The sequence below is a fragment of the Microcoleus sp. K5-D4 genome (assembly GCF_036704575.1).
Taxonomy (GTDB): domain Bacteria; phylum Cyanobacteriota; class Cyanobacteriia; order Cyanobacteriales; family Microcoleaceae; genus Microcoleus.
This window is the reverse complement of record NZ_JAUBSD010000060.1, coordinates 1-13,934: the sequence shown is the minus strand read 5'-3', so window position 1 is coordinate 13,934 and position 13,934 is coordinate 1. Positions and strand designations below refer to the sequence as shown.

Below are 13,934 nucleotides of genomic sequence, written 5' to 3'. Positions count from 1 at the left end.
TCTTCCGCTAGCATTTATTCTGAATGTCGATCGTTCTATCAAAGTTCAAGGGCAAGCTCAGCTTAATTTGTGTTTATTTTAATTGCGAATTCTTCGGCTACGATTTATGTTGTGAAGTGCATTTATTATTGGGTAAGGTGCGCCTAGCGCACCCTACTATTTGTTTGGTGCGCTGCACCTTACTCCTTAAGTGATTTACTATTTTTGGGCGTTACCAGCGTGCAAACCGCATTCTTTTACGGTCGCTTCTTCCCACCACCAGCGACCTTCGCGTTCGTGTTGGTTCGGCAATACCGGCTTCGTACAAGGTTCGCAACCAATACTTACAAAACCCCGTTCGTGCAACTTGTTGTAAGGCACATCCAAAGCGCGAATGTATTCCCAAACCTCTGCTGAAGACCAGTTTGCTAAGGGGTTGAATTTAATTAATTCATGGTCAGGAGTTGAGAATGCAGTGTCAACTTCAATGACCGGAATACCGTTGCGGGTACTGGGACTTTGGTCTTTCCGCTGACCAGTAATCCAAGCATCGAGAGTATTCAGTTTGCGGCGCAGCGGCTTGACTTTCCGCACGCCGCAGCATTCTTTGTGACCGTCTTGATAAAAACTAAACAATCCCTTTTCTTCTACTAGGGCTTGTACTTCTGCTGCATCGGGAAACATTACTTCTAATTTAATGCCGTAATGTTTTCTGACTTGATCCAAAAACTGATAAGTTTCCGAGTGCAATCGTCCGGTGTCTAGGGTGAAAACGCGGAAATTCTTGGTAATTTTTGAGGCAAGATCAATCAGAACTACATCTTCAGCCCCGCTGAAAGAAATTGAGATATTGTCAAAATTTTCTAGGGCAAATTTGAGAATGTCTCGCGGTGTTTTTTGACTGTATTCTGCTTCTAGCGCGGCAATGTTGAGATTTCTTTGGATGGCAACCATATTTTCGGGTTTTCGGTGTTCTTTTCCTCTAGCCCTTTATTATAGCCGATCGCCGTCTCTCTCTCACCGACTAATTTGACAATCAAGCAATGTCGTCCGGGGCCCCCGGATTCATCCGTGAAGCGAGAAAAAAGCTCCGACTGCTCATCACCCGCCCCGAATTTATCAGTGTGAGCGCTTCTTCAATTCTGAAACCTAAAATCTAAAATCTAAAATCGATTGACCGCATCTTGCAGCAGTCTTTTCGGCTGGGCCCACAATCAAGCTCAAGGATGGTAGTCGCCTTCTGGTAGTAGTTTTAGTGAAACCCACACTTCTCTACTGGGTAAAATGGGACTGCAGCGCGGTCAGTTTATTTTCCCCCAAAATTATAAATTACAGACAATAAAATTCTTTAAATGTCATTGTTACCATCCTCAATTTTGGCATTAATTATTAATTCAATAATAGCGACAACTCAGCAATATAGTGCTGTATATTAAGTTAAAATTTTTATATCAGTACCAGTATTAACTGCGCCCTAGCTACTTTTCAAGGGCTGTTATTTGGACCAATGAAATAACTTAACCAGCACGACTTAGGCAATGCGCTGAACTAGATAATTGGGAACAAATCTCAAAAAAATACGTAGAAAATCCCGCTTTGGTACCCCAGTCGCTCTTTCTCATAAGAGCTGTTGGTTTCAACACAGCGAATTACCAATAATCAATTACCACTTACCGATTAATTTATTCAGACCGATTCCGTTAGCAAAGTAAATTTTTATCGTTTTTAATCACTGACAGCTAACCTTCAGCCATGCGATCGGCTATATTGTATTTGGAAGTACATTAATTTGTCCGCAAAGCGGTATAGTCCCATCGCCGCCGGTCGCGCCAGCTTCTGAATAAACGTAGTCCGCTGTCAACAACAGCAAGGAAGTGTGGAATTATGTCAAAAATTTTAGTAGTGGACGACGTTAAGACCGAACTAGAAATCATCTGCCGCATTCTTCAAGATGCGGGACTGGATGTGATGCGGGCAGGCGACGGCGAAGAAGCGATCGCCATGATCCGCAAAACTCCTCCGGCTTTGGTCGTTTTAGATGTAGTGATGCCACGAATGAACGGGTTTGAAGTGATCAGAGAATTGCGGGGCGATCGCGCAACGGCCAAATTGCCCGTAGTATTTTGTACTCATAAAAACACCGAGATCGATAAAGCTTGGGGAACTGATTTAGGCGCCGACGCTTACGTTAGCAAACCCTTTGAACCTCAGCAACTGGTCCACATAGTGCAGCGTCTGCTTTCGGCGTAGTCCGAATATAAAGTGATCGCCAGCTTTCCCAAAAATATTATACCGATAAACCCCGTTTTTTTTTAATAAACTGGGTTTTTGAATTCCATAAAAGTTTATGTTTAATGATAAAAATCTGCTTATTTGCCCAGCCGAGATTTATTTAACGGAAACATTTGAGGCACCCAAAGTTATCCTGAAAAACTCGATCGGCGATCGAGTTTAGGGTCTAAGCAAAATTCTAATTTGTAAGCTACACTATAAACTAAAAATAAGCCATGAAAATAACGGCTTCCCCCGCTGGGGGGAATCAGACAAGTGGAACAAAGCAATTTCTCCTGTTCGGTCAAGGAGGCAGTCTGTTCGCTATAGACTTAGAGGCAGTGCGGGAAGTCCTTTCCCTCAAGGAACAACCGATTTCCCTGGTTCCCAACACCCTGCCATTTTTGCTGGGATTAACCAACTTGCGGGGCGAAATCTTAGCAGCAGCAGACTTCGGACTGTTCGTCGGTATTGAGTCGGTTGACATCCACCACCCAAACAGCCGCATCTTAGTTGTAGAAGCCCCCGATCCACGAGACGTGAGATTGTTGTCGAGAATCAGCCTGGGATTAGCCGTCTCCCGCGTCGAAGGAGTTTTACCTCTCAATCCCGATCGCATTGTCTCAGCACTAGATGTCAGTCCCGACCTAGCTCCATTCTTAAAAGGTCTGTACAATTCCGAAGGACGTTTGCTAATGATTGTCGATGTAGAAGCGATCGCCCATTCCGAACGCTGGTAAAAAGCAACCATACAGGTAAGTCTACAACTGCTTTCCATCAATAATTTTAACTAACGATCGCCCGCATCCGATTTGCCCATCCTTAATTTTATGATCAAAATTCTCTATACCTTGATCGCAACGACTTTAACCCTGACGTTGCCTGACTTCTCCCAATCGGTGCTAGCTGGAGCTGCTAATTGCATCATTTGTGTGTGTTACTTTGCCATCGCCTGGATAATCAGCTTAGGTTTGTGGCGAAACCGTCAATTCGGGTTGGACATCTTCGCCACAGCCACAGCAGCCATATTTTGGACCTGCGCTTTCGGCCACAGCGGCCACGCCGCCGAATACCTAGGGCTGCCCCACTCTCCAGTGGCACAAACTGTGTTCGATTGGATCACTGTAATGGCGGCGCTCGTTTTTTTGAGTTTGTCCAACCGCTACGGATTCTTAGTAGGTTCTACCCGCATCCTTAACGCTAAAAAAGAAACAGAACAAGCACTGAGCGAAACTAACCAGCGATTTCACGCAATTTTCGACCAAGCTTTTCAAGCGATCACATTATTGGAGCCAGACGGTACTGTGCTCGAAGCAAATCAGACAGCGCTAGAAGTGGGCGATTTCCCAGCATCAGAAGTGCTGGGGATGAAATTTTGGCTGACACCTTGGTGGGCCTCAACTCCAACCAACCAGCAGCGCCTAAAAGCGAACATTCAACAAGTTTCGGCCGGTAATTTTGTCCGTGAAGAATACGAAATCATCGGCCCCAATAACCATGTGACAGTAATGGACGTGTCGTTTAAGCCGCTGTTAAATGCAACAGGAGAAATATTTCAAATCCTCGCCGAAGGCCGCGACATTACCCAGCGCAAAAAGGCAGAAGCCGCATTGCAGCAGCTAACTGCAGAACTAGAGCAGCGAGTGAATGAAAGAACCGAGCAGCTCCTGCAAACTAACGCACAAATGGAACAGGAAATTCGCGATCGCACCGCAGTACAAGAGCAATTAAAATCCTCAGAACAATTCTTAAACAACATCCTCAACAGCATCCCCGACCCGATTTATGTCAAAGACCAACAGCACCGTTGGATCATATTAAATGATGCCTTTTGTCAATACATAGGTCATAGCAGAGAAGAACTAATTGGCCAATCCTACGACCAGTTTTTGCCCAAAGAGGAAGCAGAGACATATCGAGAAAAAGACGAATTAGTTTTCTCGACAAATACCAGCACCGAAATCCAAAAAACCATCACAGATCCAGCAGGAAACACCCGCTTTGTCTCCGCCAAAAAATCTACCTTTGTAGATGCCGACGGCAGACAATTTCTCGTTTGCGCGATTAGAGATATCACCAATCGCGTGGAAATGGAAGAACAACTGCGGCACACACTCGCCGAAGCAGAAAGCTCCCAAAACTTGCTGCGTACAGTCATTGACGCTACGCCAGACTGCATTTTCGTCAAAGATCGAAACTTGCGCTACACCCTAGTCAATGCAGGTTTCGCCGCCGCATTCGGCAAAACTCAAGCAGAAATTATCGGCAAAGACGACGCAGAAATCGGCATATCGGTTGATCGCATCTTCCCCAACTTCCACGCCCAAACCGATTCCGAGAACCAAATCCAAAACTTCCGGGCCGGCAACCACCTCGCCCCCGGTTCCAACGACTTAGCCACCTTAGCCGACGGCAAAGTACACAGCTTCGACACCCAGAAATTGCCCCTCAAAGATGCAGAAGGCAATATTTTAGGAATGCTCGGCATGGCGCGCGACATCACAGAGCGTCGCAAATCGGAAAAAGAACTATTGCGGTTCAAAGCAATTTTAGAAACCACAACAGACTGGGTAGGCATCGCCGACTCCCAACAGCGCGCCATTTATCTCAACCGCGCAGCCAGAGAAATGTTGGGAGTTGGCGACGACGCAGATTTAACCGGAATCAGCATTTCTGACCTGACATCCCCCAAAAGTATCGACACTATTGTGAAAGTCGGCATCCCCGCAGCTTGCCGAGACGGGGCGTGGAGTGGCGAGACAGTTTGGCAGAGTTTAGACGGCGAAGAAATACCAGTTTCTCAAGTAATTGTTGCCCACAAATCCGAGAATTCAGAAGTTGAATTTGTCTCAACGATCGCCCGCAACATTACAGAACGCAAGCGCGCAGAAGAAGCATTGCAGCAGAACTTACAAATGCTCGACCTTGCCAGCGACGCCTTGATCGTTCGGGATATAGACGGCACGATTAATTATTGGAGTCAGGGAGCCGAACGGATGTACGGCTGGACAAAAAAAGCAGCCTTGGGAAAAGTCACCCATACTCTATTGCACACCATTTTTCCCCAGCCTTTCGCAGCTATTTCGGCACAGTTAGAAGAGCAGGATTATTGGGAAGGAGAAGTAATTCACACCACAAATTATGATGCCAAAATTACCGTATTTAGCCGCTGGAATTTGCAGCGAGACGAACATGGTAAACCCAAAGCTATTTTAGAAACTAACAACGACATCACGGCTCGCAAGCAAGCCGAAATAGAAAAACAAAGATTGATTTCGCTCGTAGAAAGTAGCTCTGATTTTATCGGCACGGCTACCCTAGAGGGAGAGGCAACATACCTGAATGTCGCGGGAATGAAACTAGCAGGATTGCCAAATATTGAAGAAGTAAAAAGCAAAAGCGTTTATGACTTCTTCTCAGCAGAAGATGTTAATCTTTTCAAAGAAGAAATCCTGCCGGCTACTGTGCGAGACGGTTTTTGGCAGGGCGAATTCCGCTTGCGGAACTTTCAAACCGGCGAAAACTTTCCGGTTGACTTCACCCTATTTACCGTCAACAACCCAGAAACGGGCGAGCCTATGGGGCTAGCTACAGTTAGTCGCGACATCAGCGATCGCAAACGCGCAGAAGAGATGCTGCGCGATCGTGAAAGACTCTTCCGAGCCATTTTCGACCAATCTTTCCAATTCATAGGTCTCCTCAAACCGGACGGCACCGTTTTGGAAGCCAACCAAACAGCCTTGGCCGCCGCAGGCCTGCGGAGCGAAGAAATAATAGGCACTCCGTTTTCCGAAACCCTGTGGTGGCAGATTTCCCCGGAAACCAAGCAACAGATACAAGAAGCGATCGCCCTTGCCGCAGCCGGCGAGGTAGTCCGTTACGAAGTGGATGTGCTGGTTGCCAACGGTGCAGTGGCGACCGTTGACTTCTCCATCAAACCCATCACAGACGACAGTGGCAAAGTCTTGATGCTAATTCCAGAAGGCCGTGACATCAGCGATCGCAAAGCCCTAGAACGAGAATTACTTTTGCGTCAAAGCCGCTTTGACGCATTTTTCACAGCCGCCCCCACCTCAATGTGTATTTTTGACGAGCAGTTGCGCTTCGTGCAAGTCAACGAGAAATTAGCGGCAACCACCGGCGTCTCAGTTGCCGAACACTTCGGTAAGACGGTGAGGGAAGTTATACCCGAAATGAGCGATACCCAAGTGCCGATGTTGCAGCAGATTCTCGCCACCAACCAACCGTTGTTAAACGTTGAGGTATCGGGATCATTCTTCAACGAACCGGGCGTCCTGCGAGATTGGCTGGCGTCATACTTTCCTTTGCCCGGCCCTGACGGCAAACCGATAGGTATCGGGGCTGTGGCGATCGAAATTACCGATCGCAAAAAAGCAGAAGAAGAGCGCGATCGATTTTTTACCCTTTCCCTAGACTTGGTTTGTATTATAGATTTTGAAGGCAAATTCAAGCGCCTCAATCCCGCTTGGCAAACAACCCTAGGCTACAGCCTAGAAGAAGTGAAAGACCAATCTTTTCTCAATTTTCTCCATCCAGACGATCGCGAAGAAAGCATAGCCGCAGCAAAAAGAATAACCGAGGGCACAGAAATAAAGTTCTTTGAAAATCGCTACCGCTGCAAAGACGGTTCCTACAGATGGCTGTCGTGGAAAGTGCGACCTGAAACCGAACAAAAGCTCATGTATGCAGTCGCTCGCGACGTTACCGAAAGCAAACAGGCGATGGTGCAACTGGAAAAAGCAACAGCTCAATTAGCCAGTTCCGAAGACCAATTTCGACAGCAAAGCAATCTCTTGCAACTGCTAATAGACAGCATTGGCGACGGCATAATTGCTGCCGACGAAAAAGGCAATTTTCTTTTGTTCAACCCCGCCGCCGAAGATATCTTTGGCATGGGTGCGACAGATGCTGTTCTCAACGAATGGTCGGCAAAATATGGTTTATTCTTGCCCGATACGGTAACTCCCTACCCCCCAGCCGACATACCTTTAGCGCGCACGGTTCGAGGAGAAGCCGTTGACGACGTAGACCTTTTCACCCGCCACGCAGGCAAGCCAGAAGGCCTGTGGGTGAAAATTAACGGCCGGCCACTCAAAGACGAAACGGGGGCGCTTAAAGGCGGCGTAGTAGTTTGCCGCAACGTCACTGAACAAAGAGCATCTCAGCAGCGAATGCAGCAGTTGGCAGAGGCACAGGAACGCTTGCTGCAAGAACTCAAAACTCGGCAGAATGCCCTAGACGAATCGGCCATCGTCAGCGAAACTGATGTCCAAGGCATGATTACCTACGTCAACGACAGATTCATTGAAATCTCCGGTTACAGCATGGGAGAACTCCTGCACCGCAACCACCGCCTCATCAATTCCGGCTACCATCCCAAATCATTTTTTGAAGAAATGTGGGTGACACTTTCTCGCGGTTTGGTGTGGCAAGGGGAAATCAAAAACCGACGCAAAGATGGCTCGTTTTACTGGGTATATTCAACGATCTCCCCCATCTTTGATACCAGCGGCACAATAGTCAAATATATCGCCATTCGCTTTGACATCACCGAGCGCAAAGAAGCAGAAGAACGACTAGAAAAATTGGCCGCCGAACGCAAAGCTGAAGCTGATTCTCTGACGCAGCAAGTCCTTAAATTGTTGGGAGAAATTAAAGGGGCTGCTCAAGGCGACTTGACAGTCAGGGCGGAAGTGACTAACGACGTTTTAGGTGCTGTCGCCGACTCTTTCAACTTCTTAATCGGTTCTCTGCGGAAAGTGGTAACGGGAATTCAAACTTTAGCCGAACAGGTAACATCTGCCACCGACGAGTCAATTACCAATACCAGTCAACTCACCCAACAGGCAGAAATTCAAGCAGCAAAAATATCTGCTATCATGCGCGAAATTGAGCGGATTGTGAATTCGATCCGCGACGTGCGAGATGTTTCGGTGCGTGCCGAAACAGTCGCCCAGCAGTCTTCTCAAACGGCTGAAGTCGGCGGTATGGCGGTCGATCGAGCTGTCGAAGGCATTAACGGGCTCCGGTTGACGATCGCCTCTACCTCGAAAATGATGAAGCGTTTGGGCGAATCTTCGCAGCAAATTGGCAAAATTGTAACTTCGATTTCTCAACTTGCTTCGCAAACTAATTTATTAGCTCTGAATGCTACTATTGAGGCGGCGCGAGCCGGCGAACAAGGTTTAGGCTTTGCAGTTGTTGCCGAAGAAGTGCGGAAATTAGCAGAAAGATCCGCCGGCGCTACGGAGGAAATCTCCGAAATTGTCGGTACAATTCAAGAAGAAATCAGCCGCGTGATGAAGGCAATGGAATCCGGGACGCTGGAGGTAGTGGAAGGCACTAAGCTGGCAAGCGAAGCTAAAACTCACCTCAATGCCATCATCGAAGTTAGTCGAGAAATGAATGCTTTGGTGCAGAATATTACTAGCGCATCTGCCAAGCAAACTGTTTCGGCTGAGGGAATTGCTAACAGTATGCAGCAAGTCAATGAGATTGCGAATACGACTGCACAAAAAGGTGCGGATGTCAAAGCATCTTTGGACGAGCTGTCTGGTTCTTTGGGCCAATTGCAAAAGTCTGTGGCGAATTTCCGCAGTTAGTTCAGTTGACTGTTAACAGTTAACAGTTGACGGTTGACTGTTAACAGTTGACGGTTGACTGTTATACGAATCACTAATAACTATCGTTGTTGCCGGGGCGGGTTGACAACTTTTCTGAATGCGAAGTTATAAATAATCGTGAACCCACCCTGGCAACAATTACAGTTAAATAACTGGACACATATATAAAAAAACTGCCAACCGACAACTGTTAACTGCCAACAGTCAACAGTCAACAGACAACAGACAACAGACTAATATGAATGATGACGATTTAAACGAATTAATAGATGCTTTTACCGCAGAATGCGAAGAGTTTCTCCAGTCAATGGAGACGAATCTGCTGGCGATGGAAGCTGCGGGTTTGAAAGAGCGACAAGCGGCAGTTAAAGAAATGTTTCGGGCGGCGCACTCGATTAAAGGTGCGGGTTCGATGTTGGGCTTTCAAAACGTATCGGCGGCGGCTCACACGCTGGAGGACTGTTTTGTCATTTTGCGCGATCGCACAGACTTGTCGGCTCTGGAACCGACTACTGTGAGTGTTTTGCTGCAGGGGGTGGATGCTCTCAAAAAGATTACGATCGAATCAGTTCAACACTCCGATGTCACAACTCCGGATCAAACGGAAAACTTGGAGGCGATCGCCCAAATTTTCGCCCAGTTCCAGGCCAAGTACGGCGAGTCTGAACAGCCGCCAGTCCCCGCAGCCAGCCAATCGCCCGCCCCCGACACCCTGAAACTGATTTTTGAACAGCAAGTGCCGGCACTCTTCAATCGCCTAGAAACGGAGCTTTCCCAAGCTTCCGAGGCAGATTTGGCAAAAAGTGTCACCGCCCTCAACCAGGTTTACTACCAACTCTCCGGTTTGGCTGGAATGCTGCTATTGCCGGAATTTGGGAAAATCGCCGCAGCCCTCAGCGCTTTGATCGACTCTCCCGACTTGACTCTACAACGGTTGCAATCCGAGGGTTGGGCGATCGCCCAAAACTTGCAAACCGCACGCCAACAAATATTGGAAGGAAGGGCGATCGACATCCCCGACATCTCCCCCTCCCCGACTCCCCCCGACTCCCCCCCACTCTCCGACTCCCCGCCATCCCCGGAAATCTCCCCCTCCCCCTCCCTCTCCCTCCCCGACTCTCCCTCTCCCTCCCCGACTCTCCCCGACTCCCCGACTCTCACAGTCTCCAACCCGCAAAGACCGACCATCCGGGTAGACTTGGAACGCTTGACAGAATTAGTGAATCTAGTCGGAGAATTAGTCATCAACCGTACAAATTTAGAACTTCAAGAATCCGAACTGCGTGGCGAAGTCAAGCGCATCCGCCGCAATATCGTAGATTTAAACCAATTCGGCGGTCAGTTGCGAGAAGAATACGACAGACTGACTTTTGCAGAGTGGAGAGGGGGAAACGGGAACTCTGGATTCGGAAAACTTGCAGCAGCAGAAACTGAATTCCCCATGATTGCTAACGGCAAATCCTCTCCGGTTCATGCTCACTTCGATATCTTAGAGATGGATCGTTATACAGAGTTCCACTCGACAGCCGCAGAAGTCATCGAAACTGCCCAAGCAATTTCTCACTCCGCCACCAAATTAGACACCTTAGCGATGAAATTCGAGCGCAGTACCGACCAACTGCGCCGCATTACCGAACAACTACGCAGCCGCGTCATGCAGTTGCGAGTCGTGAGTTTCAGTCGCGCCGTCGATCACTTGCCCAGAGCGCTCCGGGAAATGTGCCTCACATACGATAAAGATGTCAACCTGCTGCTAGTGGGAAGAGACACCAAAATTGACGAAAGTTTGCTCGACGCTTTGCGCGATCCCTTAATACACTTAGTGAGAAACGCTTTCGACCACGGTATCGAAATGCCCGAAGTTCGGAAAGCAAGTGGCAAGCCCGCCAGCGGTCAAATTGAAATAGAAGCCCGCCACCAAGGTGGCCAAACGATTATTACTGTCGCCGATGACGGCAAAGGCATTGACCCGGAAATGATTCGCCGTAAAGTTGTCACAAAGGGTTTGGCGACGGAGGAACAAGCTCAAGAATTTTCCATTGCCGAACTCTACGATTTTCTGTTTTGGCCGGGTTTCAGCACTGCAGAAGGGGTCAGCGACCTTTCGGGGCGGGGAGTCGGGCTCGACGTGGTGCGAACAAATTTGCGGACTGTGCGGGGGACTGTGAAGGTAGACTCTCGCCTGGGAAAAGGTACGAGTTTTATTATTAAACTGCCACTGCTGCTGTCGATTACTGATGCTTTGATGGTGAAGACCGATCACAATAAAATAGCAGTGCCGCTGGATGCAGTCGAGGAAATTCTGCACATTAAAGCCTCGGAAGTTCACATTGCCGGCAATCAGCCGATGCTGTGGTGGCGGGAGGAATTTATTCGTTTGGTGAGGATGCAAGATTTGCTCGAATACAGCGTCGTCGGGCCGGATGCCCCCTCTCCTGACCCTTTGACCCAAGACGAAATTCCCGTCCTGGTTTTGGCTTCTACCGAAGGAATGCTGGCGGTGGCCGTAGAACGGCTGATCGGTCAGCAGGAAATAGTGGTTAAACCTTTGCCACCGCCTCTCTCCAAGCCTCGCGGCGTTTTGGGGACTACGATTTTGGGGGACGGGCGCGTGGTGAATATTCTGGATGTGGACGATTTGGTGGGCCAACCTGGGGTAAATAGTTCGATCGCCGCTGTCTCCGGTAAAGTGCAGGAGATAACGCCGAGTTCGAGTAAGTCACCGCAGATTTTAGTAGTGGATGATTCCTATACAATTCGCCAGTTGCTGTCTATGACGCTGACTCGTGCTCGCTACCAGGTGGTACAGGCTAAAGACGGTGTGGATGCCCTGGAAAAGTTGCAAAATGGTCTTGATTGCAGTTTGGCGATCGTGGATATTGAAATGCCTCGGATGGATGGATTTGAATTGTTGCGATCGATCAGATCGACTGAGCGGTTTGCTAAGATTCCCGTAGCCATGCTGACATCCCGTAGCGGGGAAAAACATCGGCAAATGGCAATGGAATTAGGCGCAAATCAATACTTCACCAAACCTTACAGCGAAGCCCAACTTTTACAAGCTATTCCCAAATTAATCCACCAATCAATAATTTAATCCATAATCTCAAATTTCCATCAAATAATCCCTAATGTCAAACAAAACTTAGGTCAAAAGTAATTGAATACGCAAATAAGAGTGGGAACTACGCACCCGACTCACCTACTCAAGTCGAATAATCTAAAATCTAAAATCCAATAATCCTCAATCTAAAATCTAAAATCCAATAATTCTTAATCTAAAATCTAAAATCGAATGACTCACGCCAATTACAATCGCCGCTTTCGGAGCAAGAAACAAGCCACTGTTAGAATTGCCCCTAAAAAATTTGTTTCCTTTGAACTGGGAAATATTTACTATGCTGTTCCTATCGAACGAGTGGAGCGCATTGTTAAAAACTTTAAGGCCTACGGTCTTTTACCGAACGGTAATAGTCTACTGCGGCATCAAGAAGAACTGATTACCCTAATTAATTTATCCAAAATATTTCCCAGCAGTCCGAGCATTGCTGACTGCAAATACCTGATTATTTGTACCTTAAATAAAAGCGATCGGTTAGGGATTCCCCTTCCTGAGATGCCAAAAATTTTGGAAATTACCGAAGAAAGCTTCTGCGAGATTCCCGAATTGTACCGTCAACAACAACTGCCTCCGGTAATAGAAAAGTTAATTCGCGCACCTGATGGTTCCGAAGTTTTTTATCTAAATTTTGATTTATTTAGCGAAATGTAGGGTTTTCACTTTTCGAGGTATTATACCATATAAATGGTATTTTCGCAAACAAAAAGTTATAGATTTATGAAAAAACTCACCATAATGTCGATCGCCCTACTAATTTTTGCAGCAACTCTCGATTTGCCGAAGGTGGGGCTGCAACTAAGTGCGATCGGGCAAATAGAAACACCCCAACCAATCCCAACACCCCAACCAATCCCAACACCCCAAACAATCCCAACACCCCAATCAATCCCAACACCCCAACCACAAACACCCCAACAAATCCAAACACCCCAACAAATCCAAACACCCCCAATACAAACACCCCAACCAAAACCAGCCGACCCCAAAAACCTCGGCTACGTCTCCCCAGAATTTGCCGAAAATTTCTCCCAGCAACAAATCGACCAAATCAACGCCAACGTCGAAATGCTGCTGCTAACTCAAAGCTGCTCCCGCTGCGACCTCCGCGCCGTAAAATTAGTTAACATTAACTTAAAAAATCCCATCCTTACAGGAGCAGATTTATCAGATGCCAACCTCAGCGGTAGTCGCTTCGAGATCTCAGATTTTGTCAACACCAATCTAGCTCGCACAAACTTAAGCGGAGCCGAATTAGTAGGAGCGAGAATCAGCAACGCTAACCTCAGAAAAGCTAACTTGACAAAGACAAATCTAGACGGTGCAGACCTGCGATTTTCCGACTTGAGAGATGCCAATCTTTCCGATGCCAACCTCCGCAATGCTAATATAGATGGCGCTAGTATCGATCGAGCAAGTATGGCCGGCACCACAATGCCAGACGGTCGAAAAAATCAATAATAATAGAGGTAGTCTTATGTCGCCGATTAAACAACGCCTTCTCGAAGCGATCGAACGGACTCCTGAGCCACTTTTAGAGCAAACGCTGGCATTTCTGGAATTTTTGACCAGTCGGACACAATCCGCGATCGCCCCAGACTTCGACTCAGATTTTGACTCAGATACCGACTCCAACGAGCAAATCCTCGCCGATCTGAAAGCCTCCCTCCACCAAGCCAAAGCGGGACAAACCTTTCCCATATCGGAACTCTGGGACGGTATCAATGTCTGATATGTCAGTCCAAGTCACATTCACGGTACTCTTCAAACGTCGCCTCAAAGGACTCGCTAAAAAGTATCGCCAAATTCAAACCGATATTCAGCCAGTCCTTGATGAGCTTATCCAATAGACCTCTTGCGAAAGTGCGAGCGCTCTAGTAAAATAAAAGAAAAAATTAGCTGAATAATATGAATTACGAACA

The 13,934-nt window shown here is 47.5% G+C and carries 8 protein-coding genes; 7 read left to right on the top strand and 1 reads right to left on the bottom strand.

Annotated elements, in window-relative coordinates; genetic code table 11:
- Positions 1 to 198: 198 nt before the first annotated feature.
- The gene (locus QUA77_RS18610) at positions 199 to 933 is read right to left on the bottom strand and encodes a phosphoadenylyl-sulfate reductase (protein WP_333036441.1); all 735 of its coding nucleotides are present in this window, start codon (positions 931 to 933) and stop codon (positions 199 to 201) included.
- Between the two features lie 930 nt (positions 934 to 1,863).
- On the opposite strand from QUA77_RS18610, the gene QUA77_RS18605 reads away from it, so the two are divergent.
- The 7 genes from QUA77_RS18605 (at position 1,864) to QUA77_RS18575 (ending at position 13,744) form a co-directional block, all read left to right on the top strand.
- Positions 1,864 to 2,229 (top strand): response regulator, encoded by a 366-nt coding sequence (locus QUA77_RS18605; protein WP_333036442.1) that lies wholly within the window; start codon positions 1,864 to 1,866, stop codon positions 2,227 to 2,229.
- Between the two features lie 257 nt (positions 2,230 to 2,486).
- Positions 2,487 to 2,990: a chemotaxis protein CheW gene (locus QUA77_RS18600; protein WP_333036443.1), complete on the top strand. Its 504-nt coding sequence runs from the start codon at positions 2,487 to 2,489 to the stop codon at positions 2,988 to 2,990.
- A gap of 90 nt (positions 2,991 to 3,080) precedes the next feature.
- Positions 3,081 to 8,873 carry a PAS domain S-box protein gene (locus tag QUA77_RS18595; RefSeq protein WP_333451700.1) on the top strand — a complete coding sequence of 1,931 codons (5,793 nt, stop codon included), beginning with the start codon at positions 3,081 to 3,083 and terminating at the stop codon, positions 8,871 to 8,873.
- Between the two features lie 259 nt (positions 8,874 to 9,132).
- On the top strand, positions 9,133 to 11,991 hold the full coding sequence (locus QUA77_RS18590; RefSeq protein WP_333451698.1) for a hybrid sensor histidine kinase/response regulator: 2,859 nt from the start codon (positions 9,133 to 9,135) through the stop codon (positions 11,989 to 11,991).
- Positions 11,992 to 12,189: 198 nt separating this feature from the next.
- The gene (locus QUA77_RS18585; protein WP_333451696.1) at positions 12,190 to 12,666 is read left to right on the top strand and encodes a chemotaxis protein CheW; all 477 of its coding nucleotides are present in this window, start codon (positions 12,190 to 12,192) and stop codon (positions 12,664 to 12,666) included.
- Positions 12,667 to 12,732: 66 nt separating this feature from the next.
- Complete coding sequence (locus QUA77_RS18580) at positions 12,733 to 13,473, top strand: pentapeptide repeat-containing protein (protein WP_333451695.1); 741 nt, start codon at positions 12,733 to 12,735, stop codon at positions 13,471 to 13,473.
- A 16-nt stretch (positions 13,474 to 13,489) separates the two neighbouring features.
- Entirely contained in the window at positions 13,490 to 13,744 is a 255-nt protein-coding gene (locus QUA77_RS18575) for a hypothetical protein (RefSeq protein ID WP_333036453.1), read from the top strand.
- Positions 13,745 to 13,934 lie beyond the last annotated feature (190 nt).